General features: G+C 39.5%; 23 protein-coding genes. 18 read left to right on the forward strand and 5 right to left on the reverse strand.

Annotated features, from left to right (window positions below):
• The first annotated feature begins 33 nt into the window (after positions 1–33).
• The 7 genes from SporoP17a_RS11355 to SporoP17a_RS11385 all read left to right on the forward strand — a co-directional run bounded on the left by SporoP17a_RS11355 (position 34) and on the right by SporoP17a_RS11385 (position 7,511).
• Positions 34–819 (forward strand): enoyl-CoA hydratase-related protein, encoded by a 786-nt coding sequence (locus SporoP17a_RS11355; RefSeq protein WP_083034739.1) that lies wholly within the window; start codon positions 34–36, stop codon positions 817–819.
• A gap of 75 nt (positions 820–894) precedes the next feature.
• On the forward strand, positions 895–2,088 hold the full coding sequence (locus SporoP17a_RS11360; protein ID WP_083034740.1) for a CaiB/BaiF CoA transferase family protein: 1,194 nt from the start codon (positions 895–897) through the stop codon (positions 2,086–2,088).
• A gap of 17 nt (positions 2,089–2,105) precedes the next feature.
• Positions 2,106–3,182 (forward strand): TRAP transporter substrate-binding protein DctP, encoded by a 1,077-nt coding sequence (gene dctP, locus SporoP17a_RS11365; RefSeq protein WP_083034741.1) that lies wholly within the window; start codon positions 2,106–2,108, stop codon positions 3,180–3,182.
• Positions 3,183–3,258: 76 nt separating this feature from the next.
• Positions 3,259–3,777, forward strand: a complete 519-nt coding sequence (locus SporoP17a_RS11370) for a TRAP transporter small permease subunit (protein WP_083034742.1) — start codon at positions 3,259–3,261, stop codon at positions 3,775–3,777.
• A gap of 33 nt (positions 3,778–3,810) precedes the next feature.
• Complete coding sequence (locus SporoP17a_RS11375; RefSeq protein ID WP_083034743.1) at positions 3,811–5,130, forward strand: TRAP transporter large permease; 1,320 nt, start codon at positions 3,811–3,813, stop codon at positions 5,128–5,130.
• A gap of 49 nt (positions 5,131–5,179) precedes the next feature.
• Entirely contained in the window at positions 5,180–6,367 is a 1,188-nt protein-coding gene (locus SporoP17a_RS11380; RefSeq protein WP_237262314.1) for a CaiB/BaiF CoA transferase family protein, read from the forward strand.
• 787 nt (positions 6,368–7,154) lie between these two features.
• Positions 7,155–7,511, forward strand: coding sequence for a CorA family divalent cation transporter (locus tag SporoP17a_RS11385; protein WP_083034745.1), 357 nt, complete (start codon positions 7,155–7,157; stop codon positions 7,509–7,511).
• Positions 7,512–8,029: 518 nt separating this feature from the next.
• On the opposite strand, the gene SporoP17a_RS11390 is transcribed toward SporoP17a_RS11385, so the two are convergent.
• Together SporoP17a_RS11390 and SporoP17a_RS11395 are read right to left on the reverse strand one after the other, a co-directional pair.
• A complete protein-coding gene (locus SporoP17a_RS11390; RefSeq protein WP_083034746.1) occupies positions 8,030–10,447 on the reverse strand; it encodes a DEAD/DEAH box helicase family protein in 2,418 nt (805 codons plus the stop codon).
• Positions 10,440–10,766, reverse strand: a complete 327-nt coding sequence (locus SporoP17a_RS11395; protein ID WP_083034747.1) for a nucleoside triphosphate pyrophosphohydrolase — start codon at positions 10,764–10,766, stop codon at positions 10,440–10,442. The genes SporoP17a_RS11390 and SporoP17a_RS11395 overlap by 8 nt, the downstream gene beginning before the upstream one ends.
• A 292-nt stretch (positions 10,767–11,058) precedes the next feature.
• Between SporoP17a_RS11395 and SporoP17a_RS11400 the strand changes: the two genes are divergently transcribed.
• Positions 11,059–13,089: an EAL domain-containing protein gene (locus SporoP17a_RS11400; protein ID WP_083034748.1), complete on the forward strand. Its 2,031-nt coding sequence runs from the start codon at positions 11,059–11,061 to the stop codon at positions 13,087–13,089.
• Positions 13,090–13,235: 146 nt separating this feature from the next.
• The gene (locus SporoP17a_RS11405; protein ID WP_083034749.1) at positions 13,236–14,141 is read left to right on the forward strand and encodes a chemotaxis protein; all 906 of its coding nucleotides are present in this window, start codon (positions 13,236–13,238) and stop codon (positions 14,139–14,141) included.
• A 118-nt stretch (positions 14,142–14,259) separates the two neighbouring features.
• Here the strand turns inward: SporoP17a_RS11405 and SporoP17a_RS11410 are convergent, their stop codons facing one another.
• Positions 14,260–14,439: a hypothetical protein gene (locus SporoP17a_RS11410; RefSeq protein ID WP_083034750.1), complete on the reverse strand. Its 180-nt coding sequence runs from the start codon at positions 14,437–14,439 to the stop codon at positions 14,260–14,262.
• 159 nt (positions 14,440–14,598) lie between these two features.
• On the opposite strand from SporoP17a_RS11410, the gene SporoP17a_RS11415 reads away from it, so the two are divergent.
• The 8 genes from SporoP17a_RS11415 to SporoP17a_RS11455 all read left to right on the forward strand — a co-directional run bounded on the left by SporoP17a_RS11415 (position 14,599) and on the right by SporoP17a_RS11455 (position 20,273).
• Entirely contained in the window at positions 14,599–15,084 is a 486-nt protein-coding gene (locus tag SporoP17a_RS11415; RefSeq protein ID WP_083034751.1) for a hypothetical protein, read from the forward strand.
• Between the two features lie 43 nt (positions 15,085–15,127).
• Positions 15,128–15,331 (forward strand): ATP-dependent Lon protease, encoded by a 204-nt coding sequence (locus SporoP17a_RS11420; protein ID WP_237262315.1) that lies wholly within the window; start codon positions 15,128–15,130, stop codon positions 15,329–15,331.
• 147 nt (positions 15,332–15,478) lie between these two features.
• Positions 15,479–16,276 (forward strand): alpha/beta fold hydrolase, encoded by a 798-nt coding sequence (locus SporoP17a_RS11425; protein WP_083034752.1) that lies wholly within the window; start codon positions 15,479–15,481, stop codon positions 16,274–16,276.
• A 701-nt stretch (positions 16,277–16,977) separates the two neighbouring features.
• Positions 16,978–17,934 (forward strand): M23 family metallopeptidase, encoded by a 957-nt coding sequence (locus tag SporoP17a_RS11435; RefSeq protein ID WP_083034754.1) that lies wholly within the window; start codon positions 16,978–16,980, stop codon positions 17,932–17,934.
• A 208-nt stretch (positions 17,935–18,142) separates the two neighbouring features.
• Entirely contained in the window at positions 18,143–18,412 is a 270-nt protein-coding gene (locus tag SporoP17a_RS11440) for a hypothetical protein (protein ID WP_083034755.1), read from the forward strand.
• A 163-nt stretch (positions 18,413–18,575) separates the two neighbouring features.
• Positions 18,576–19,034, forward strand: a complete 459-nt coding sequence (locus tag SporoP17a_RS11445) for an immunoglobulin-like domain-containing protein (protein WP_083034713.1) — start codon at positions 18,576–18,578, stop codon at positions 19,032–19,034.
• A gap of 227 nt (positions 19,035–19,261) precedes the next feature.
• Positions 19,262–19,417, forward strand: coding sequence for a hypothetical protein (locus SporoP17a_RS16890; protein ID WP_167693343.1), 156 nt, complete (start codon positions 19,262–19,264; stop codon positions 19,415–19,417).
• A 277-nt stretch (positions 19,418–19,694) separates the two neighbouring features.
• Positions 19,695–20,273, forward strand: coding sequence for a Fic/DOC family protein (locus SporoP17a_RS11455; RefSeq protein ID WP_083034756.1), 579 nt, complete (start codon positions 19,695–19,697; stop codon positions 20,271–20,273).
• An 884-nt stretch (positions 20,274–21,157) separates the two neighbouring features.
• Here the strand turns inward: SporoP17a_RS11455 and ahpF are convergent.
• Both ahpF and ahpC read right to left on the reverse strand, forming a co-directional pair.
• Positions 21,158–22,696, reverse strand: a complete 1,539-nt coding sequence (ahpF, locus tag SporoP17a_RS11460) for an alkyl hydroperoxide reductase subunit F (RefSeq protein ID WP_083034757.1) — start codon at positions 22,694–22,696, stop codon at positions 21,158–21,160.
• A 13-nt stretch (positions 22,697–22,709) separates the two neighbouring features.
• Positions 22,710–23,279 carry an alkyl hydroperoxide reductase subunit C gene (ahpC, locus tag SporoP17a_RS11465; protein WP_083034758.1) on the reverse strand — a complete coding sequence of 190 codons (570 nt, stop codon included), beginning with the start codon at positions 23,277–23,279 and terminating at the stop codon, positions 22,710–22,712.
• Positions 23,280–23,795: 516 nt separating this feature from the next.
• Here ahpC and SporoP17a_RS17330 point away from each other — a divergent pair.
• Positions 23,796–23,897: a hypothetical protein gene (locus SporoP17a_RS17330; protein WP_420542184.1), complete on the forward strand. Its 102-nt coding sequence runs from the start codon at positions 23,796–23,798 to the stop codon at positions 23,895–23,897.
• Positions 23,898–24,222 lie beyond the last annotated feature (325 nt).

A 24,222-nucleotide genomic window follows, 5' to 3' on the forward strand; every position in this document is an offset into this window, starting at 1 on the left:
GAGTAGAGAGTAATTTTAAAAGGGGGATTTTCCATGAATAATGAGGACATGTTTATTGAAAAGAAAGGCACCATAGCTACTCTAAGCTTTAATAGAGTTCAAAAAAGAAATGCATTAAATTTAAACACTTGGAAACTTATACCTAGGTTGTTAAAAAAGCTTGAAGATGATGATGAAATTAAAGTGGTTATTTTAAGGGGGAAAGATAGTACAGCGTTTGCTACCGGAGCAGATATTAGTGAATTTGATGAGTTTTTAAAAGATGAAAATGCGTTAAATGATTTTGATCTTAGCGTCGAAAAAGCCGAGGCGGCTTTACAGAATTTTCCTAAGCCTATTATAGCAATGATTCAAAACTATTGTATTGGTGGTGGGTGTCAAGTAGCGCTAGCTTGTGATATGAGATTTACCTCTGATAATGGGGTATTTGGCATTACCCCTGCTAGACTGGGAGTTATTTATGGGTTAAATGCAACAAAAAATTTAGTGGATACTGTGGGACCTTCAAGGGCAAAAGATATTCTATTTTCAGGACGATTTTTACATGCAGAAGAAGCATTAAGGATAGGATTAGTAGACAAAGTCTATCCTGATGATGAAATTATTGTGAAAACTTATGAATATGCGAATCTGCTAGCCAGCAAAGCACAAAAGTCTATTAAAGGTTCCAAGAAAATTATTAAGATTATACTTGATGATTCCACTATGAATAAAAGTGAAGTAGATTCACTAATGAAAGATGCATATGAATCTAAAGATTTTAAAGAAGGATACACTTCATTTATAGAGAAAAGAACACCTAATTTTATCGACATATAAAAAATGAATTAAAATCAAATATTCATAAAACTTTTAATACCAACTTATACTATTTTAACGGATAGGAGTGTTCCCATGCAGCCTCTTAAAGGCAGGAAAGTTATTGATTTGACTCAAGCATTAGCAGGACCTTTCTGTTCAATGGTCTTAGCGGATTTAGGAGCAGAGGTAATTAAAGTTGAAAAGCCAAAGATAGGGGATGATTCTAGGAAGATGGGTCCTCCTTTCATTGAAGGTGAAAGCGCTTCCTTCCTTGCTGTAAATCGAAATAAAAAAAGCGTTTCTATTGATTTACAAACTGAAAAAGGGGTTGAAGTTTTTAAACACCTTGCAAAAGATGCAGATATAGTTATTGAGAACTTTAGACCAGGAGTAGTTGATCGTCTAGGAATTGGCTATGAATCTATAAAAGAGATTAATGAAAAAGTTATTTATTGTTCAATATCTGGTTTTGGACAAACTGGACCCTATAAAAACAAAGGTGGATTTGACATAATTTCGCAAGCATTTTCAGGAATTATGAGTACAACAGGAGAAGAAGACGGATTACCTGTAAAAGCAGGTATTGCCGTTTCGGACTCTGTGGCAGGGCTCACAGCTGTTTACGGTATTTTAGCTTCTTTAATACAAAGAGATAATACAGGAACAGGACAATATTTAGAAACATCTCTTGTGGAATCAACACTTGCAATTTGTTCTTGGGAATCAGCATATTACTTTGCAACAAAAGAGACACCAAAAGCATTAGGCTCTTCGCATCGTCTAGCTGCACCTTATCAGGCTTTTAAAACAAAAGATGCTCATATTATTATAGGTTGCGCGAATCAGAAATTATGGGAGGAATTTGCCAATACGCTGGGTAGAAAAGATCTTCTATGCGATCAACGTTTCAAAGATAATTCAAAACGTGTTGAAAATATGAAGATTCTACAAGACATTATTGAAAATGAATTAAGTGTTAAAAGGTCTGATGAGTGGCTAGATATATTAGATAAGGCTGGCGTTCCAAGCGGTCCTATTAACAAATTCGACCAAATTATTGAAGATACTTACCTGCAGGAAAGAGATATGATTATTGAAATGGAGCACCCAAAACTAGGGAAAATTAAAAATATAGGGAACCCTATAAAATACGAGAATTCTATTGAAAGAGATAATCGACCTGCTCCTTATTTAGGAGAGAACACGGAACAAGTTCTACAAGAAGCAGGATATTCAACCGAAGAAGTTCAAGAATTACTTTCAACAAATATTATCTATAAAAATTAAAAAAGGTGGAGAATAAGATGACCTATCGAATAAAGAAAAGTGTAGCCTTTTTATTGACACTAATTGTTATCTCATCTTTAGCTTTATCTGCATGCAGCAAATCTTCAAGTAATAGCGCTTCTACTGAGGATGATTCAGACAAGCCGGTAAAATTAAAACTTGCCCATCAATTTGCTTCTGTCACAGATGGAGAAGGGGACTACCGATCTTTATTAGCAGATAGGTTCGCGAAAGAAGTAGAAGAGAGAAGTAATGGAAGTATACAAATTGAAGTATATCCAGCCGACTCTTTAATGAAGGGTAAGGAGCATTACAGCGCCCTGCAAAAAGGAAGTCTTGATATGGCTGTTTATTTACCTTTTTATGATGCTGGTAAAGTAAACGAATTCAGCATATCTTTGATGCCCGGAATTATTAAGAATAGTGCAGAGGCATGGAAATGGCCAGGTTCAAAAATTGGTGATGAAGTCGAAGGTTTATTGGATAATAACGGTATTAAAATGCTTGTTTGGACTTGGGCACCAACTACATTAGCGACAAAAGGAAAAAAAGAAAACGTCGTTAAAGAGCCAAGCGATCTTAAAGGTTTAAAATTAAGAGGTGCAGGAAATGATTCTGAACAAATGTTCGAAGACTTGGGTGCTGGAATTGCCAGCATGGCATCATCTGAACTGTACAGTGCTCTACAAACTGGCGTATTGGACGGGACTCTCACGTCTTATTCTTCTTTTATGTCTTATAGACTTTTTGAAGTAGTGGATAACTTTTTATATCCTGATGATAACGCTATTATGTATGCTTTAATGCCGTTAGTAATAAGTTCCGATGTCTATGACAATAAATTAAATGAAGAACAAAAAGCAATAGTTGACGAAGTTTCTGCAGAGCTTCAAGAATGGGTTATAGAGGCTGTAGAAGAAGATAATTCTCAAGTTGTACAAACCTTCAAGGACAACGGTGTGAATGTATATGAAATTTCTCCGGAGGAATCGAAAAAATGGTTTGAAGCAGCACAACCTACTGTCGAAAAGTTCGCCGAGTCTTCTGAAGAGGCGAATAGATTAATTAAGGCTGCTCGAGAACTTAATGAATAATTTGTGAGTATGTAAAGGAGAATTACAGCAATTGCTGTTTCTCCTTTCATTCCTAAGAAAGTTAGGAGGAATTGTAATGACAAACAAAAAAAAGTCTTTAAGCTTTTATGATAAAGTCACTCGATTTAGCGAATTCGGGGCTTATGTCGGAGGTTGCTTGATTCTTTTGGCCGGCTTCTTGATAACATACCAAGTGGCTATTCGTTACTTCTTTAAATTACCTACAACTTGGGAGCTTGAATTAGCAAGTTACTTACTAATTGCAGCTACATTTTTCGCTTCGTCATCCGCATTGCATCACAATGCCCATGTTAATCTTGACATTATCACTTCAAGTATTAAAGAAAAGCCCCGCGACCTTCTATATATCATCATGGGGATTTTAGGCTTGATTTTTTCAATAGTAATGGTTGAAAGAGGAGTCCAACTATGGTTAGAAGCTTATCATCAGAATTGGAGATCAGGAACTTCGTGGAATCCTAAACTAATTTATCCGTATCTAATTATTCCGATAGGCATGACTTGGTTTGCTATTCAGTACTACGTAGAAATTTACAGAAAGATACGATCACTATCATCAAAGGATCCTGAATGAAAACATATTAAATGTTGAAGGCGAGGTTTGAAAATGAGCCCTTTTTTAGTCGGATTACTTATTGCAACTAGTGTAATAGTTTTGATGTTATTAGGGATGCCTATCTTCCTTAGTCTTGGTATTGTGGCTACAGTAACTATGCTTTTACTGGGACCCTTACAGTTCGATATGCTCGGCGAACAATTTTTCTCTGCTCTTAACGGCTTCGAATTGTTAGCAATTCCTTTATTCATTTTAATGAGTGCTTTTTTTGCGAAATCAGATGCAGGAAAAGATTTATTTGAATTAGCATACCGATGGTTCGGAAAAATTCCAGGTGGCTTGGCAATTGCAAATATATTCGCTTGTGGAGTATTTTCAGCATTGTCTGGTTCAAGCCCCGCAACAGCAGCAGCGATCGGTGGTATGGGAATCCCAGAAATGAGGAAAAGAGGATATCCAGGAGAATTTGCCGCAGCTATCATTATTGCTGGCGGGACCTTAGGCATTTTAATCCCTCCTAGTATCACCATGATTATCTATGGTGTTGCAGTTCAAGTTTCAATAGGAAAGTTATTTTTAGCAGGTGTTCTTCCAGGAGTCTTACTTATTTTTTTATTCTCCGTATGGGCAGCGATATACTGGATAATTTGTTGCAAAAAGTCTGGCGCAAGACTTTCTGATTTAGATGATCTTCAAATTGATTTTTCTTGGAAAGAGAAATTTGAATCGCTCTTTAAGGCATGGCCATCAGTATTATTAATTATATTAATTATCGGATCTCTTTACTCCGGAGTAGTGACGCCAAGTGAGATAGCTGCCCTGGGTGCTGTTGTGACATTACTAATTGTATTGTTATGGTATAGAAGTTTGAATAGAAAGAGCATTCAGGAGATCTTGACAAGTGGCGCACGTGAATCGAGTATGATATTGCTTATCGTAGCCGGAGCACTACTACTAACCTATCCAATTAGTTATCTTCGTGTGCCTCAAGCAATTACTGAGAGTTTGATAACTCTAGATATATCAAAATGGTGGATATTTATCATTATCAACATTGTTCTATTAATCTTGGGTATGTTCTTACCTCCCGCTGCGATTATTGTAATGGTTGCACCTATACTCGCTCCCCTTATTCATGGGCTTGGTTTTGATCCTATATGGTTTGCGGTTATCATGACTTTAAACATGGAAATTGGTTTAATAACCCCACCTGTGGGACTAAATTTATTTGTAGTAAAACCGTTGGTTCCAGATATAACCTTTACAGAGATTTTCAAAGCAGTTATACCCTTTATAATCATTATTGTAATAACTATTATATTAATTTGTATTTTCCCGCAAATTGCTTTATGGCTCCCAAGTTTGATCTAGTAATGATAATTCTTAGAGATATAAATATAAAATTATAGGAGGAATGAAAATGCCTTTGCAAGGAATAAAAATTATCGATTTAACTAGAATTTTAAGTGGACCTTATATAACGATGACTTTAGCTGATTTAGGAGCTGAAGTAATCAAAATTGAAAGTCCAGAGGGTGATAATACTAGACAATGGGGGCCACCGTTTATTGGTGAAGATAGCACATACTACCAAAGTATAAATCGAAATAAAAAAAGCTTAGTACTAAATTTAAAAACCGAAAAAGGTAAGGGGATTTTTTTAGACTTAATAAAAGATGCAGATGTTGTAATTGAGAATTTCAAACCTAAAACAATTGACAAGTTAGGTATTGGATATGATGTTTTACAAGAGTATAACCCACGTATCATCTTGGCTTCAATATCAGGATTTGGCCAAACAGGACCATATGCAGAAAAGCCTGGTTACGATATTTTAGCTACTGGGATGGGTGGCTTTCTCTCGGTGACCGGAGAACCAGATGGACCACCAGTAAAAGCTGGATTCTCTATTGCAGATCTTGGTACAGGAATGTGGGCAGGGTTCGGCATCTTAGTTGCATTATGGAATAGAGAGAAGTCAGGAGAGGGCCAATGGGTAGATTTATCTTTGTTAGATACAATGGTATCATGGCAAACTTATATTGCTTCTAATTACTTTTCAACTGAGAAAAATCCAAAGCGGTTAGGTGGAGCCCATCCTAATATTGTACCTTACCAGATCTTTGAAGCTTCTGATGGACACTTCGTCGTTGCAGTTGGAAATGAAATAATGTGGAAGAAGTTTGTAGGTAAACTAAATTTTGACGCATTACGAAGTAAAAAGTTTGAACTGAATAAAGACCGTGTTGAAAATCGGGAAGAATTAATTTTAATTTTAAATGATATATTTAAAGATAAACCCAAAGAAGAATGGATTAAAACTTTTGAAAGTATTAATATTCCAAGTGGTCCAGTAAATGAAATATCTGAAGTGTTTAGTGATCCACAAGTTATTGAAAGGGAAATGGTATATGAAAAAGAAGATCCTGAAACTGGGCCAGTAAAGTTTCTTGGCACACCATTGAAATTTTCTAAAACACCTTCTAAATTTAAGAATTTCCCGCCTAAACTTGGAGAGCATTCAAATGAAATATTAAAACAGTTAGGATATACAAATGAAGAAATTGAAAAACTGGAACAGGAAGGAGTAACGACAATCTGTAAATAAATTGATTCATTTTAATAAGTGTAGAGCATCTATTGTGCTTTTTGATTGAAAGCTGGAATTCATCAAGTTACTGACAAAACCATTTATAGTGTTATAGCCTGGCATGAAAATGAAAAGGTTGTTTTTAACAAATATTTACACAGCTTAATTAAAAAATTAACAAAATTATTAAATTAGTTGCTTAGCATGAATTTATTTAATACATTAGTGATTCTAGGTGATTGAAAAAATAGATTATTAGATGCAATCATAAAAGCGTAAAACTATTTTTTATAAAAACTATCTACCGTGAATGAAAGCCTTTGCATATAGAAATGTGCTAATTAAAGATGGAATCGATTTTTGGAGGGACATGTATAGGCGAGATAATTTACAAAAGATTATTGATTTCTATAGGAAACCTTTTAACTGATTATATGTGCTTGCACTCCGTGGAAATGCGTGCAAGCATTTTTTGTTTACCTAGCATGAGCCATAATAAGGTAGTGAAAAGTAAGTTCGAAATAAAAAAACTATCTTTTTATTCGCAGCGCAAATAGCCTTATTGCTTCGAATTTTAAAGCATAAGAATTTTTCCTGTAAGTGAGCTGGATTTATGATGACTATTGCAGGAACACAACTAATAAATCATGATCTTGCGGGAATGAAGACTATTCTTCGATGTACAGCCTTTTTTATAAAGGTACCTGTACACGAAACTTTCATAAATGTTTAAACATTAACGTTTGTTTCTCACACAGGTACTGTTTTATAAGAAGCGACAGTAGAAGCATTCGGGGACAACGTATTGGAAGGGTATTTCTACAAGCGGGCCTGTCGGCGTATCCGACGATGCCACCAGACGATCCGGAAATATAACGAAGAAATAGGACAGCTGATCAATCTCGAATCCAACATCTCCTCCCATCAAGGCAATGAAATCGTCAAAACGTTGACTGTCATCACGATGCTCTTCACGCCAGTAGCGACTTGGGGTGCCTTATGGGGAATGAACTTCAAATTCATGCCCGAACTCGATTGGAAATATGGCTATTTGGGAGCCATCCTCGTCATCGCTTTTTCTACGTGGAGTTTATATTACTACTTAAAAAAGAAAAACTGGATCGGTAGCGTATTGAAAAGCTCGAAAGATAAGAATTTCTAGTGTGACGGATCACCGAGTACCTCTTCCAAGTAACCAAGTGGAAGTCAGCCAATCCAAAAAGTAAAAGTGCTATCCTAAAACGGAATAGCACTTTTACTCATTTGATAGCCAAGTACATCCATTATTTACATTGGGTCACGACACATACTTCGATTCAATTAATTCCACAATCTAGCGTATCATCTTCAAAAGTGAATGTATAATCACTACCAGAATAACCTCATGAAAAGAAGTTGTCGCACAAAACACGTGCCTCAGCTCTTTTTCGCATGTACTTTTAATATTAATTAAGATTAATTAACCATGTATGTTTACATTGTTAAAACACTCTCTTTAGGCACATTGATAAGCTGAATAATATGATTGAATAAAAGACATGAGAAGGAATTTAGGTGTAATAAATACAATTATTGAAAAATCTCAACAATCGTATAGGATATAGATATAGACATTAAAAGAGTTTCAGAACACTTCAGACTTACAAAAAAGTTGCGCGACAGCCTCAACTTTTTTGTAAGTTAAATAGAATTCTTCTTCTCGAAATACCAATGCAACCGATACTCACAAATCTCCCTTACCCAGCCAAACAAAATAACTTCATGCTGCTCCTCAATTTCTATCTGCGTACCAAACACACCACCCTCAAACACAAACATTCCTTTAGAAGACCCACTCCACTTCGTCATCGGCATCGTAGCAATTAATTTAGCTACTTTACCTTCATCATATTTCCGAAGCAACCGACCTTGTCTATCTGATAGATCCGCATCACGACGATATGGCTTCTCCATTAAATACGCATGGAAGAAAGGGGCGACTTCATTTGGTGAAACAGGTCGATACCAGTCCGATGCGCCTCTTGTCAGCATGTACTTCAGTAGAATCATCTTATAGCTTTTATTCATCAAGGTTTTATTGATTTCAATGAGTAGGTCCCTATATTGCGTGAGGACTTCTTTCTCTAAATCACCGAGTTCACCCGCATACTCCAAAAGAATTGGATACGTCTTAAAATTCTGTTGAATCGCCTTCGCATCTTCATTCGCTTTCAAATGATACTCGAGATACGTCGGGCGGTGTCCAAGCTCTGCTTTCAAATCGAAATACGCATCGATCAATCGTTGTTGAATCGGTTCGTTTTGTTTCATTGCTTCAAGTAAGTCGATGATAGCTGTTTCAAAATGGAATTCGAAATTGCCGCTCTCGGTAAATGTTTCGCTGTTAATCTTTGTAGGTAATTCTTTGTTTTCGTTAAATACTTCGAACTTCTTTCGTGCGTTGCGATAGTTTCCGATTAGGTCGATGATTACGCAATGTGATTTGCCGGTAGCTAGACGTAAACCGCGTCCGATTTGTTGGGTGAAGACGGTGAGTGATTCGGTAGGGCGCGCGAATAGGAGTGTGTCTACGCTCGGGATATCGACGCCTTCGTTGAATAGATCGACGGTGAAGATGATGTCGAGTTGGCCTGTTTCTAGCAAGTTGCGTGCGGTAGTACGGGTTTGTCGGTCCGTGCTGCCGTGTAAGGCGAGTGAACGGTAGCCGGCTTCTGTGAAATAGTCGCTTAAGTAGATGGCTTGTTTGATGGAGGAACAGAATCCGATCGTGCGGGTCTTTTTGTTTTTGTTCCATGCGTCGAGTACTGCTTCTGCGTAACTGTCACGTACTTGCAAGCGCAGTAATTCTTCTTCGTCGTAGCGATTATTGTGCCACTTCAGTTGGCTGTAATCCGTTTCGTCGAGTACACCATAGTAGACGAAAGGGGAGAGCCAGTTTTGCCGAATAGCGTCTAGGAAGTGAATCGAGATTGCTTCGTTACCGTCGCATAGGCTGTAGACATCTTTGTTGTCAAGTCGGTCGGGTGTCGCGGTTAGACCAAGTAGGAACTCTGGTTTGAAGTAGTCGAGTACTCGCTCGTATGTAGTGGCGGCAGCATGATGGAATTCGTCTACGACAACTAGATCGAACGCAGTCGGAGAGAATTGGTGCAAGTGGTATTGCCTCGCGAGTGTCTGGATCGATGCGAAGACGAATTCCGTGTCTGCTTGTCTCTGCTGGCCGTTGTAGATCCCGCTTGTACGATTCGGAAAGACCCGTGCGAATGAAGCTTGTGCCTGTGTGAGTAGTTCTTCGCGATGGGCGATAAAGAGTACGCGTTTATATGATTCTGCGAAAAAGGCTGCGAGATATGTTTTCCCGAGTCCCGTCGCGAGGACGACGAGTGCCTTTTCATAGCCGGCTTCAACTGTTTGATTGAGCGCAGTGAGAGCTAGCTGTTGGGCAGGTCGTGGGTCCAAGACAGACGATTGGTAAGGTGCTGTTGGATCGACGATGCTGCTTTCTTCTTGTTCCGTTGCGCCGAATGTCATTTCGATTTCAGTTTGGGGTTCCCATACCGAACTAAAGGGTAGTTTCCGATTCGTTTCGTCGTATCGTGTTCTATACAAATCGATTTGTTCATTGTTGATCGGCACCGTGTTTGGAGATAAGAACATCTTCATGAATTCATCTGCAGACGTTTCGAAAATTTCTTCGTCGACTGCCGATGGTGCGTAGAGGTTCCATTCGACACCTTTCGTTAAAGCGGAACGCGATAAGTTAGACGAGCCAATGATGACGGTCGAGCTGTTTTTTGATTTGAATAGATACGCTTTTGGATGAAAGGACGTACCGCCACTTTCAATCATGCGAAGTTCGGCAGTGGGTACTCCTTCATGTAATAGTTGCAGTGCATCGGGTTGTGTAATTGATAAATAATCACCGGTTAGTATTTTGATATCCGCGCCACGCATAGAAGCATCACGTAAAACGGGGAGTACTTCCTTCACGCCAGTTTTCATCATGAACGCTGTCATCCAGTAGATCGTATCCGCTTCCGCAGTTAGTCGTTTTAAGTCATCTAGCAAATTTTTCGTCAGTAGGCGTAGCTTAGTCATCCGCCACTTCCACCAAATAAATTCTTTCCTCAAATCCGCCACGTGCTGTAGCTTTCTCCGCACGTACAGCTTCTAGTTCCTCAACCGTCGCGCCGTGATAAGCCGCTGCCGCGTGAATGAGTTCCAATAGGTCAGACAGTTCCTCCACAGCATCTTCTGCGTTCGTTGCTTCTTCGTACTCCGCTAGTTCTTCGTGCATTTTCTTATGTAGTTCAGCTATGTATTGTGAGTCATTCAACGTATGCGTGACGCACGTTTTTCCGTCGGCTTCGATGATCTCTGGGATGAGGTCGCGGACGAGTTTATTATAGATCGGCATAGGGGTCTCTCCTTTGACTTTGTTAGTTGCTTCATTCTACCATAATTCGTCATTTGCTGTGATAGCAGAAAGGATTTCATTATCTAATTGTCGGAAAATATCATATAATTAACATGATAGTTAAAAATTATGTAGACCTATAGCCTAAAAAGTCTAAAAATGATTGACTACTATAGGCAATTAGTAAATAATAAATAATAAGTACTTCGTTTCACATAACATTAGTTGTGAGTATTAAGAATCATTATAAACTATAAATTTACCTATCTAATAAGTTGAGAAGGAGGAGCGAATGTTTTCGACATCAGACTTTCAAGAATACACACAAATATTCGGAACCTATTCACTGAAGATGATTGTAGTCTCTTTTTTAGTGATGGGATTCGCATCCTATACCGCACTCGTATTATTTGAACGCATGCAAAAACCAAGTATCTTCAAACGGGAAGTGTGGCTGGTACTCACTTCTTTGTCCCTAGCATTCGGGGTATGGTCTACGCATTTTTTAACATTTAATTCGCTATGGTTACCTATTGAGATCCGTGTACATTATGGTTGGGCCATTATGTGTATTTTGCCGATTTTTCTTGCGGTGTTGCTAATCATTCAACTTGTGCAAAGTCCCTTGAGAGTACGCTGGCGATATGTAGTAGCTGCGCTGCTCATTGTCATCGGGATGGGTACGATGCATTTTTTAGGCGTAAAGTCGATTAAGTTAAATGCCTATGTTAGTTTTGATTGGAAAGTAGTGCTTGCGAGCAGTATAGTAGGTGGTTTATTTGCCTTTCTAGCTATTCACGGTACGCGTAAGGCGAAGCGTAGTGGGATTTCTAAAGTACTCGCCGCTTTGTATTTGTCAGTAGGTACGCTTACGATGCATTACTTTATCATAGGGGGTACCCACTATTACATAGAAGAAGGACAAGCGTTACATGAATCTGCCATGCACATGGATATTATGAATGTGTTGATCGGCATTGGAGTTGGGCTGTTACTTTTTGGGATGTTAATGACCTCTTATATTGATCGCTATGTCGATTATTGGCTGAAGTATTATGATGTGTTGACGAAATTGCCGAATCGACGCAATTGGGAGCGGTGTTTGACAGATGATATCGCAATAGGAGACGTCGCCATTTGGAATTTCCCTGATCTGCAGCGTATTAATCAATTATACGGCTATACAGAAGGAGATAAAATTTTGAAGGAACTCGGTGCGTTGCTTGCGAAGTGGAAACCTTCATACGCACAGTTGTATCGTGTCAGCGGAAATCGGTATTTATTTTGTGTAGAGCAGGCGGGACGAACTACGGACTTTTATAAGAGCCTTGTGATCATGCAGCGTGAAATGGATCAACTATTGGCTATTCCGAATCAAGAGATGCGCTATGCATGTGGATTAGCTAAGGCTGATCAGAACAAGTCTGTGAAGACATTGTATAAAGAGGCGTTGATGGTTGTGGAACAAGCGGCCGCTTCGCATGAGTGGGGATTGTTGACGTTCGACCCCGTCATCCACGGAAAGTCCTATGAGCAAGATGTCTTGCGCGATATTTCCGAGGCGTTGGATGAAAAACATATCTATTTGGTCTACCAACCGAAAGTAAAAGGGGCTGCACATGAGTTCGTCGGTGTGGAAGCATTGCTTCGCTGGACGCATCCAGAACTTGGTGCGATCCCGCCCATGACGTTTGTTCCCATATTGGAGCGAGAAGGGCGAATGGGTGAAGTGACGGACTGGATTATTCGCGAAGTGTGCAGACAGATTCATAATTGGGATTCGCAAGGCATTCATGTGCCGCAAGTGGCGATTAATATCCCTGGTGAATACGTGACGGAACCGGGTTTGCTTGATTTGTTATGGAAAGAAACGAATGCGTACCGATTTGACCCCAGCCGTATTGAACTGGAGATGACGGAAACGAGTACCGCGAAATCCACCACTCAGGCTATTGCTGCGATGAAGCGATTCAGGCGTTATGGATTCTCGATTGCACTCGATGATTTTGGGACAGGTGTGTCGTCTTTGTCCTTTTTACAGCGGATGCCCATTACGACGTTGAAGATCGATAAGTCCTTTACGGATGGGGTACCGGCACCGGCGAAGAAGTGCGCGGTGCTAAATGCCATACTAACGCTTGGGTGCTCGATGGACCTGAACATAGTCGTCGAAGGGGTAGAGCAAGTAGAACAAGTGGAATTTCTGCTTGATTTGAAACCGGATTTGACCTTCCAAGGGTACTATTTCTCAAAACCATTGACCGTTCCACAATTTGAAAACTGGCTAGCGGAATCGATGAAGCGAGGATTCGTCCACCCATAACGTTGTGCTAGTAGTAGATTTATTTTCACTGCCATAGATTAATAGACAATTGGTGTGATATACTAGTTCTATTGCACCAATGAATTGTATATTCTATGAACGCATATAATAGTAATAGACCATATCGTCTGAGAGGGTGAAAGAATGTGTCCAATGAGTCAGGTATTTTACTGGAAAGCGGTACGAATGAGTTGGAGATCGTCGGATTTGAGATGCAAGGAAATCGTTATGGCATTAATGTGATCAAAGTGAAGGAAATTATCATGCCGTTGAAGATTACGCCGATTCCCCATGCCCACTTTGCGGTGGAAGGCATTATTCAGTTGCGCGGTGAAGTGTTGCCGGTCATCAACATGGAGAAAATATTAGGAATGGCACCTTCAAGCCATCCAGACGATGCCAAGTATATCGTCGCTGCTTTCAATAAACAAACGGTCGTCTTCCGTGTACATAACGTGACGCAGATCCACCGTATTTCTTGGAATCAAATCGAGAAACCTTCTGGCATTTATGCAGCAGAGAACTCTCAAGTGATTGGCGTCATCAAGCTGGATGGCGAAATGTTGTTGTTGCTTGATTTTGAAAAGATCATTATGGATATTAATCCGGATGCAGGGATTAACGTGGAGCAAGTGAAGAAGCTTGGGAAGCGTGAACGGTCAGATAAACGCATTTTGATTGCGGAAGATTCTCCGTTATTGCGTAAATTATTGTATGACACGCTCAGTGAAGCAGGCTACGCGAATCTCGACTTTTATGAAAACGGCAAAGATGCGTTTGATTATTTGGAGTCGCTAGTGGCGGATGGTATCGATGTGAAGAAGGAAATTCAGTTGGTGATCACAGATATCGAGATGCCGCAAATGGACGGTCATCACTTTACCAAACGGATTCGTGAAACGCCAAAACTTATGGACTTGCCGGTAATCATTTTTTCTTCACTCATCACGGATGACCTGAAACATAAAGGGGACAGTGTGGGAGCGGACGATCAAGTGAGTAAGCCGGAAATTGCAGAATTGGTATTGAAGATTGATACGTATATATTGTGAAACTAGACTTCCGCGTAAGTGCGGAGGTTTTTTTATGTAAACACTACAAGCCACTTTCCGTTTGACAGGAAAGTGGCTTGTGGTCGTTATATGGAATGATTTTGGTAGATTTACTAGATTATTTGTTATCGTCGGAACCTTGATTTTCACGTGATCCGGTTACATCTTCTGGAGCAGGCTTTTTTCTAATATCGTAATACTTATCCGCTCCAATACCGCCTTCACCAATCATCTTGGAAATTTCCTTCGTCCGCATCTCGTTCTTTTTAATAATTTCTATTCTGTCGTCTTTAGCCATTTGCAATTCCTCCTTATAATAAAAGACCCATGTGCTTTTCAAGAAAGAGAATCTGACTCCACTTCTATTTTACCATAGTAGAGTAGACGATTGCGAATAATCGAATATATCCTCACTATTTATTTAATTGTGTACTAGTCTATTCATGGTATGTAATAAATGGAACTAATGGTATATTTATTGGAAGTAGTTACGTGTGACTTTGAAAGTGGAATGACAGGAGCTATAGATCAATTGAGGAAATTATTCGTGTTACTGGTCATTGCGAGTGTGTTGGTAGGGTGTGGCGGGAAGCAATTATCTTATTCGGAAGTGACGGTCAACAAAGTGGATGCAGAAGTGAAAAGCTTTATTGATGGAATAGAAACTGCTGATGACCCTGATGGCAATGGTATTTATATGTACCATGAAACGAAAAAGGAACGATTCTTATATCTGAATCAAAATTTCTTGGATAACGGAAAAGGATTTGGTGAAGTAGATATTAGAACGGATGAAGACACTTTCCAGATTTACTTGCAGGAGAATGATGAACCGACAGAAGATGAACATACATTATATAAAATTACATTGGATCGGACGTATGAGTATATGCGTGTTTTTAAAGACGATGAGGAAACGTATTTTCAGTTAATAGGCGTATGAATATAAAAGATATCAAGTGGAATGCAAGCAGAGGAGAGATCATATGAAGTTGGTCGGGTGTATTGTGGTGGCGGGTGTTTTGGGCATTTTGGCGTTAATCGGTCCAATAGGTTGGTATGCGTTAGCTGCTATTATTGTCGGAGTAATTTTTAGGTCATTTTGGTTGTTGAAAGAAATACATGAACATACCGTTCCTGTCGATCCATACGATGGAGTGAACGATGCAATACGAGAGATATATTCTTGAGCGCGAGGAACGGGAGAAGCATGAGCAAAGTGATTGAGATATGTGTGTCAATAGATTGTGCTGACGATTCACTACTATGGCGCGTTACATGAATAAGGATCGTATTACGATCGGGTCAGATTACGGAAAGTGGGGTGAAAAACGGCTGTGGAAGAAAAAATATTACATACAGAAAATGGGGATATATATTATTGGGTTGGAGGCAGTAAAAATATCGATACAAAATGTATTGTTTTTGTACATGGTATGACTGCCGATCAATCTATGTTTGAAAAACAAGTTGATCATTTCAGTAACGAATTTAAAATCATCACTTTAGATCTTCCTCTTCATGGAAAGTCATGTCATTACAAGGATTTTACATTTTCAAATATTGTAGAAGTACTAAAAAATATATTGGCTCTAGAAAATGTAAGTAAAGTTATATTAGTAGGTCAGTCTCTAGGGGGCTATGTTTGCCAAGAGTTTGGGATTCGTTACCCTAAAAAAGTAAAAGGCTTTGTTGGAATTGATACAACTCCTTTTGGACATTATTACTATTCGAAATGGGAGAAATTTATTCTATCTAAAATAGGTTTGCTATCGTCTATGTTTCCTTATAAAACTTTAATTAATAGTATTTCTAAAGGTGCAACGAGAACTGATTATGCTTTTGATAATATGTATTCTGCCGTTTCTAAACTAAGCAAAGATGAAATTATTAACATTATGAACTTAGCCTACAAGGAGTTACTTAAGAGAACAGAAACAGTTCATTTCAACTTTCCAGTTTTATTAGTGATGGGGGAAAAAGATAATACAGGAAACGTGAAAAAATATAATAGTAAGTGGTCAACTCAGAATGGATATCAATTAGTTGTAATTAGTGATGCTGCCCATAACTCAAATGTTGATAATTACAATGAATTCAATAATGTATTAGCAGACTTTTTAAGCCAGTTGTAAAAAGGAACTGATCTGCATTTATACAAACTGGTGCGTTTGCTTAGCGAAGTATTCTCCAAACGAAGCCTTCTGTTAGAGATATGCTAAGAAAAGGAGGGAGTTAATTGGATAATAAAAACCTTATTATTGTTCGATTAGTAGCAACAACATTGATACTTCTGTCTTTAATATTGCCGTACATCGGGTTAATGAAGTACAGTACAACTCCATTTGTTATTCTAATAACACTTTTTATTTTTTATGTTATGGAAAATAAATTTGGTGACAAAACCGCAAGTGAATAGATTTATAAGAAGCCTATATCCAGAATCGGGCACGATTTTTGCAGAGTTCCTCTGTGGTCAGCTAGTTGATCGGAGTGGAAGCCGGCGACTGGGAGGATCAGCGAGAGCCGTAACGAAGAACGGCTTTTGCGAGTGAAGCGCAGCGAGAAGGAGCATATCTTTGCTTTGACAGGTGAAACACCTAGCGAGCGAAGCGAGGAGTGTGGTTCACCGCACGCCCATAAGACACGCGTCCGGCTGGAGCGCAGATCAACGATTTTCAACTACTTTGCCTTTATCGGGTGCAATTCTTCAAAAAGGATTTGCATCTTTTCAGTAATAGGATCATGTGTGGAATAACTAAAATAACGGTTTTCTGTATTTAGACTTAGCTTTATCGTACTGTGTCATATTCAAATATTTGTTAGGAGGGCGAGTATGAGGTGTTTTAAACATGTCTTTATAGGGATTGCATTTGTAACGGTTTTCTTAACCGCTTGCGGTATGGGAGAGGATCAAGAGATTGATCAAAAAGAGAATGTGATGAAGCCAGAAGAGTTTTCCAGTACATTTCTAAATGGAGACTTTGAGATGGTTTACAGTCAGATGAGCAAAGCATTTCAAAAGGAAGTTTCGTTGAAGCAGCTACAAGAGTTAGGTAATGATTTTAATCAGGACGTTACCGCATATATTTTACAATCGGAACTTCCTTATCATAATGGCTCCAAGCAATACACGTGGACAGATGATAGTGGATCGAAAGGTATGGTGGCAGTCTTTGATGAGAATGATATCATTCAAGGATTACAAATTATGCCACTCACTATGTACCCGGAAACTGACAATGTGTATACAGAAACAGTCATGCATTTGCCTTTTCAGGATACGTGGTATGTATTTTGGGGAGGTACAAACAGTCTAGTTAATTACCATTATGAATATGAAAACCAACGCTATGCCTACGACTTCGTCATAATGGAAGAGGGAACCACCTACGAAGGAGATCCTTCCATGAACGAAAGTTATTATGCATTTGGCAAGGAATATCTGGCCCCAGCTGATGGAATAGTCGTTAAAGTAGAGAATAATGTAAAGGATAATCAACCAGTTGGTCAAATGAATGAGGAACAACCCTTGGGGAATTATGTCATCCTTGATCACGGTAATAAGGAATTTAGCTATCTTGCTCACTTTAAACACCAGTCGATCATAGTAAATGAAGGAGATAAGGTCCATCAGGGTGACATACTTGGCCAAGTTGGCAATTCCGGGAATTCCAGTGAACCACATATCCATTTTCACGTATCTGATTCTCCCGATCCTGCGTCTTCTAAAAGTATCAATATTAAATTTGATCGCGAGAATCCATTTATCCAAGGTGATTTTGTGGAATAAGTTTAGAAGTCAATAGAGTTTGACATTTCTCCATATTCTGGGCAGCTGTGTCTATTTTGCAATCGGGCCATTTCGTTGAATGAAACCTATAGGGCATTCATCCGTATATAAATAAGGGAAACAAAGCAAAGTAATATAGTTATTGGATGTAATCGTAGAATAAGTAATTTTTATATGAACGGACAAAGACTGATAAAGGAGTGGTGAAATGAAGAAGGTATTTGAAGCTATATATGACGGTCACCGAATACAAGTTGAGAATAGATGGTTTACAGGCGAGAAGTTGTATGTAGATGGAAAATTGCAAGATGAAAATTTAGGTTTAGCATTTAGAGGAACTTTAAATGGGAGTATTAGGAATGAAGGAAATGAATCAAAGAGCATAAAAGTGACTCTAGGAGGATTTTTTAGTATCCGTTGTAAAGTCTTTGTAGATAATATAGTAGTTTCTTCGTATCAAATTAAAACAAGTGATTAAATACTTCCAAAATAATTGGGTATGAGTCAGGTTGAAACAATACAACGACTCCCAGCAATAGGGTGCAATAAACGAATAAAACCCGTGCTGCAATCGGGCCAGATTAAAGAAAGATGAAACTTATTTAACTCTTCACAGTCTAATGGCAAAGAGGAGGAATAAAATGAAAAAGAAAAATTTAATTATATTAATCGGGATCATAATGATTTTAGCTGCTTGTTCGGAAGAAAAGGACATTAAAGACAAAGGAAATCAAAGTAAAATGAATAATATTGATTCAATTTATAAAGATGGAGATATTTCCATTTCTATATCAGTTAGCCAAGAGAGATACGATCAGGGAGAGACGCCGGTTGTTATTATAAGAAATGATGGGGAAACACCGGTGGATTACACAGGGCTAGGAACTAGCTTAGAATACTTACAAGATAACGTTTGGGTTGCGGCAGATGATGCGGTAACAGAGGATAAGTTAAATGTATTAGAACCGGGCAAAAAAATGGATCAGAAATTTCCGCAATCCTTTATACAGCAGAAAGGTGTTTATAGGATTGTCTTTAAATTCCATGCTAACAGGAATAAGGAGAGTAAAAAAATAGCTGTTTCGTTTTATGTGGATTAATTAATGACCAGGAAAAGATCATTAAAATAAGAAATATATCGAGTTGATATACCCCGAATTGAATGGGAGTACGATTAAGACAAGTTAACTGAACGGATTGAAGAGGTAAATAAAATCACTCTTCAAGAATCGGGCGCAATTCTAGCATAAGGATTTGCGTCCATTCATCAAACGGGCTAGATTAATCTACATGGGGGGCGTTATTATTGAGAAGAGGAAGTATAGGCATGGCTTTATTTACAGGTGCATTTGTATTGATAGTAATGCTTTTTATTGAGTATTTAATCCCCGATATCAATACTATAATAAAGATTATCGTTGTCGGTTTATCAGCTATGATTGGTGGCATGATCGGCAATAAGTTTGTTCCAAATAGGCAATGATATTATGCAATCGGGTACGATTCCGTAAGTAGGATTTGCTCATACGTCTAATTAGTAATTAACCAATTAGCACTGTATAATATAAGGTAAGATTATACTGATAAAGGGGTTGTTGATATGAAGGCATTGGATCTTGACTCAAAAGAATTTAGACGAGTGATGCATAATCTTCATCTCGAAAATTTGAAAATCTCTTCTGATATGCAGAAAACAGTCTTAGAACTCATTAACAAAAAGACCTCAATTACCCCTACTTTAATTAAGGATCTATTGCGGCATGGGAAAGTATAATGATAAAGAAATTAATGATTACCTAATAAAACACAATTTATTGGAGATTGATTCTCACAAAGAACTTGAAAGAGCCGAAGCATTGGCATTTTCTCTTCGTGCAATGGCACTAGAACAAAATGATTTCATGTTCGAATCATTTACCTTGAAAGAGTTTCAAGAACTGCATCATTATCTATTTCAAGATATCTATCCGTTTGCAGGAGACTTTAGGGATGTTCAACTCATGAAAGGTGCTACTCGTTTCTGTCAAGTTCAATTCTTGAATAGCTATGCGAGTAACTTGTTTATGGAGTTAAATGATGAGCCTCTTTGGAATTCATTGAATGAAGCAGCGGATCGTTTAGCTTATTTTAAAGCAGAATTAAATATGTTGCATCCTTTTCGTGAAGGAAATGGTAGAACTATCCGGATTTTTCTACATGCTTACGCAATTAGTAGAGGAATTGAGTGGTCATATGAAACGCTAGAGAGTGAAAAGTATCTGCATGCTATGATCCAATCTGTCACTGATTTAACGTCGCTAAGAGAAGTATTCTTGGAAACGATTCAATACGTTGGATAATATAAAGGGCACTAATCTTTTACACAGATTAGTGTCCTTAGTTCATATCGGGGGGCATTCTTGAAAAAGAAATACTCTTATTTTATCAATAGAGCCAGATTATGAAATAGTTTGCCATGTGAAGAAAAAAAGTTGGATAAAAATGATGAAATAGTGGGCTTTGCAATATCCTACATAATAATTATTATGTTTCAAATAACCAATATATATATATACTTGTCAGTAAAGATTCAATTATTGCTTGCTAAGTGGCTAGCGACGATTTGATTCATCGGTTTTATGTTTTTAATAACACCAGTTGCTAAACTAATCCCGAAGTCAAAAAAGTAGGTTGGTGTTTTATTAAAGGACGCGTTCCCTAACGAAGACTAGCGCTAGCATTGCATCAATCGGACGCGATTGTCGCAGAGTTTCTCTGTAGTCAGCTAGTTGATCGGAGTGGAAGCCGGCGACTCCAGGAGGATCAGCGGGACAGGTGAAACACCTAGCGAGCGTAGCGAGGAGTGTGGTTCACCGCCCTCCGGAACGCGTCCGGCTGCAACGTAGATCAACGGGTTGCAACCACTATCCCATTATTGGGCGCGATTGTAATATAACTTCTATGTACTCGCTTAGTTGATCTTCGCTACAGTCAGCAACCCTGGAAAATCAGCAGGACAGGTGACACACCTAAACAAGTAAAATCATAATGTTAACAAAGCAAGTTTGCAGTTCGTATGATTCACCGACCATTTCACTTCGCTAGAATATACGTTTTTGCCCATACAAAAACACCTTCGACGTAAGTACTTTTGACAAGTGTATTACTTCGAAGGTGTTTTATATTGTGATACTGTTTTAGATTATTCTAGAAGAGCGTATAGCCTTCTAGTTTCTGTTTATTATTAGACTTCCACTTTACTGCGTACGAGATAATCGAACGCGCTGAGGGAAGCGGTGGCGCCGGAGCCCATGGAGATGATGATCTGCTTGTATGGCTCGTCCGCGCAGTCGCCCGCCGCAAATACGCCGGGTACGTTCGTTGCGCCTTTTTTATCGATCACAATCTCGCCGAAGCGGTTGCGTTCGATGGAATCCCCAAGCCAGTCTGTGTTCGGCACAAGTCCGATCTGGATGAATATGCCGTCCAGTTCGATATGATGCTCCTCGCCGGAATCACGGTCTGTATACGTGACGCCGTTGACTTTATCGGTACCGGTGATTTCCTTCGTTTGGACGTTCGTCAGCACCTTCGCGTTCGGTAGGCTGTTCAGGCGTTCCTGCAAGACTGCGTCCGCTTTGAGTTCTGGTGCGAATTCAAGCACGGTGACATGACTTGCGATACCTGCTAGGTCGATTGCTGCTTCAATACCGGAGTTTCCGCCGCCGACTACTGCCACGTCTTTGCCTTCAAACAAAGGACCATCGCAGTGCGGACAGTAGGCAACACCTTTGTTGCGGAATTCTGCTTCGCCTGGCACGCCAATGTTGCGCCAGCGCGCACCTGTCGATAAGATTACGGTTTTGCTCTTAAGAACTGCGCCATTTTCCAATTCGATTTCAATGAGATCCTTTTTCTCCAGACGTTTCGCTGTCTGCAGGTTCATGATATCGATATCGTATTCTTTCACGTGTTCTTCAAGGCTTGCCGCAAGCTTCGGTCCTTCTGTGCGATTAACGCTGATGAAGTTCTCAATCGCTGCGGTATCCAGGATCTGACCACCGAAACGATCAGCGACGATACCTGTGCGGATCCCTTTGCGGGCAGCGTAGATCGCTGCGCTTGCGCCGGCAGGTCCGCCACCGACAACGAGCACGTCGAATGGGTCTTTATCTTCGAAGTCGGATGCATCTAGGCCGCTTCCCATTTCCACAAGGATTTCCTCGATTGTTTTGCGACCGCTCGTAAATGGTTCACCATTTAAGTATACGGTCGGAACCGCCATGATGTTTTTGCTTTCCACTTCATCCTTAAAGACTGCACCATCGATCATCGTGTGCGTAATATTGGGATTCAATACGCTCATGATGTTCAATGCCTGTACGACTTCCGGACAGTTCTGGCAGCTCAGGCTGATATAGGATTCGAAATGATGCGTGCCTTCGATGTTCTTTACTTGCTCGATCACCTGCGCGTCGACTTTAGGCGCTCTGCCGCTCACATGTAGCAAAGCTAAAACGAGTGAGGTGAATTCGTGGCCAAGCGGAATACCGGCAAATACGATGCCGGTATCTTCGCCAGGGCGGTTGATGCTGAAACTTGGTGTTCTTTCCAATTCTGCTTTTTCTACTTTGATGAGGGAAGACATGGAAGCCAGTTCATCCACTAGCTTCTGCATGTCCTCTGCTACTTTGCCGGAGTCCGCGCTGATCTTTAGCAGGACTTCGTTTTCCATCATCTCGAGATATTGGGCTAACTGCGCTTTAATATTCGCATCTAACATATAAACCGTCTCCTTAAATTTTACCTACAAGATCCAGGCTTGGCTTAAGTGTTTCGCTACCTTCCTGCCATTTAGCCGGACATACTTCGCCCGGATTGTTGCGGACGTATTGTGCTGCTTTGATTTTATTAACTAGAACGCTTGCGTCACGGCCGATTCCGTCTGCGTTGATTTCTGCTGCCTGTACGACACCGTCTGGATCGATGATAAATGTACCACGCTGTGCAAGACCTGCTTCTTCGTCTAGCACGTCGAAAATGCGGGAGATTTTCTGTGATGGGTCACCGACCATGATGTAGCGCAAGCTGCTGATAGCATCTGAGTGATCGTGCCATGCTTTGTGCGTGAAGTGTGTGTCTGTTGAAACAGAGTATACTTCCGTATCGAGGCCTTTTAATGTTTCGTATTGGTTCTGAAGGTCTTCGAGTTCAGTAGGGCAGACAAATGTAAAGTCAGCCGGGTAGAAGCAGACTACGCTCCATTTACCTTTGAAGTTTTCCTGGGTTACTTCGATGAATTCCCCATTACCACTGTTGTACGCATTTGCTGTAAACTCTTCGATTTGTTTTCCGATCATTGACATGAATGATTCCTCCTAAGTGTTTTTGATGACTGATGCAGTCACCTGTTTGAGTTATAGAATATAATAATTCTAATTACACAATCATTATCGTATAACCGTGGGGAGTTGTCAATCTAATTGATTCGGTCTAATAAAATGTCTTAATATACTTTCTGTAAAACGATAGTATAGGGGATGCTGTCTCCTCAATTCTCAATTGAATCGAATGATTACCAATTGGATCGAAGACAGCGGAAGGAATTAAACTGAGCAACTACCTAATAATTACGGCGGCACAAGTGCTCTTCTTTAGTGAATCATTCAATTGAGGAAAAACCACATTACTCATAACGTTACTGATGGGGGTCGTTGGAGACGTTTGGCTTTGCAATGATTAACCAACTCACGGTAAAGACTTGATTTCCAAACGGCAACATTGCTGATGTTATATCTAGGTTCAAATCTCGCGTCACATGCTGTTCGTTGCAGTTTATCCCTTTCGAAAAAAGTTATACAATTTGGACTGGGATTGGCATCGTGATCGGTGCTTTTGTTGGCATGATATTCTTTGATGAATCAAGAGACTGGAGAAGGATGGTTATTATAGCAATAGCGTTCTGTTCCGCAATCGGTCTTTGAGTTCGATTCTGTAGCAAGGGTTGTGCCGTTAAAGGGCCATCCACTGGCAGTCATTGATAAGAACTGTAAATTATTATAAGAGGTTGGGACAGTACAGAAAAAACGTAAGGGGAATGTCCTTTACGCTTTTTTCTGTTCTTATCAGTAAATATTTTTTAGAGTAACAGAGTGTACCGGAACGTAGAAAGGCCGACTCCTGAGGGATCAGCGTGCGTCTTGAGACCCTGGACAGGTGCCTTAATTTCTGCAAAGTACACAGAAATACGGCAAAGCGAACCCTACGTTGTTCGCTTGGCTCAAGCCACGCCCCTCGGAAAGCGTGCCT

This window comes from Sporosarcina ureae (assembly GCF_002082015.1).
Taxonomy (GTDB): domain Bacteria; phylum Bacillota; class Bacilli; order Bacillales_A; family Planococcaceae; genus Sporosarcina; species Sporosarcina ureae_A.

Coding starts and splice junctions, on each gene's coding strand:
- SporoP17a_RS11355 (WP_083034739.1), top strand. CDS start 34: ATGAATAATGAGGACATGTTTATTGAAAAGAAAGGCACCATAGCTACT.
- SporoP17a_RS11360 (WP_083034740.1), top strand. CDS start 895: ATGCAGCCTCTTAAAGGCAGGAAAGTTATTGATTTGACTCAAGCATTA.
- dctP (WP_083034741.1), top strand. CDS start 2,106: ATGACCTATCGAATAAAGAAAAGTGTAGCCTTTTTATTGACACTAATT.
- SporoP17a_RS11370 (WP_083034742.1), top strand. CDS start 3,259: ATGACAAACAAAAAAAAGTCTTTAAGCTTTTATGATAAAGTCACTCGA.
- SporoP17a_RS11375 (WP_083034743.1), top strand. CDS start 3,811: ATGAGCCCTTTTTTAGTCGGATTACTTATTGCAACTAGTGTAATAGTT.
- SporoP17a_RS11380 (WP_237262314.1), top strand. CDS start 5,180: ATGCCTTTGCAAGGAATAAAAATTATCGATTTAACTAGAATTTTAAGT.
- SporoP17a_RS11390 (WP_083034746.1), bottom strand. CDS start 10,447: ATGACTAAGCTACGCCTACTGACGAAAAATTTGCTAGATGACTTAAAA.
- SporoP17a_RS11395 (WP_083034747.1), bottom strand. CDS start 10,766: ATGCCGATCTATAATAAACTCGTCCGCGACCTCATCCCAGAGATCATC.
- SporoP17a_RS11400 (WP_083034748.1), top strand. CDS start 11,059: ATGTTTTCGACATCAGACTTTCAAGAATACACACAAATATTCGGAACC.
- SporoP17a_RS11410 (WP_083034750.1), bottom strand. CDS start 14,439: ATGGCTAAAGACGACAGAATAGAAATTATTAAAAAGAACGAGATGCGG.
- SporoP17a_RS11415 (WP_083034751.1), top strand. CDS start 14,599: ATGGAACTAATGGTATATTTATTGGAAGTAGTTACGTGTGACTTTGAA.
- SporoP17a_RS11420 (WP_237262315.1), top strand. CDS start 15,128: ATGAAGTTGGTCGGGTGTATTGTGGTGGCGGGTGTTTTGGGCATTTTG.
- SporoP17a_RS11435 (WP_083034754.1), top strand. CDS start 16,978: ATGAGGTGTTTTAAACATGTCTTTATAGGGATTGCATTTGTAACGGTT.
- SporoP17a_RS11440 (WP_083034755.1), top strand. CDS start 18,143: ATGAAGAAGGTATTTGAAGCTATATATGACGGTCACCGAATACAAGTT.
- SporoP17a_RS11445 (WP_083034713.1), top strand. CDS start 18,576: ATGAAAAAGAAAAATTTAATTATATTAATCGGGATCATAATGATTTTA.
- SporoP17a_RS16890 (WP_167693343.1), top strand. CDS start 19,262: ATGGCTTTATTTACAGGTGCATTTGTATTGATAGTAATGCTTTTTATT.
- SporoP17a_RS11455 (WP_083034756.1), top strand. CDS start 19,695: ATGGGAAAGTATAATGATAAAGAAATTAATGATTACCTAATAAAACAC.
- ahpF (WP_083034757.1), bottom strand. CDS start 22,696: ATGTTAGATGCGAATATTAAAGCGCAGTTAGCCCAATATCTCGAGATG.
- ahpC (WP_083034758.1), bottom strand. CDS start 23,279: ATGTCAATGATCGGAAAACAAATCGAAGAGTTTACAGCAAATGCGTAC.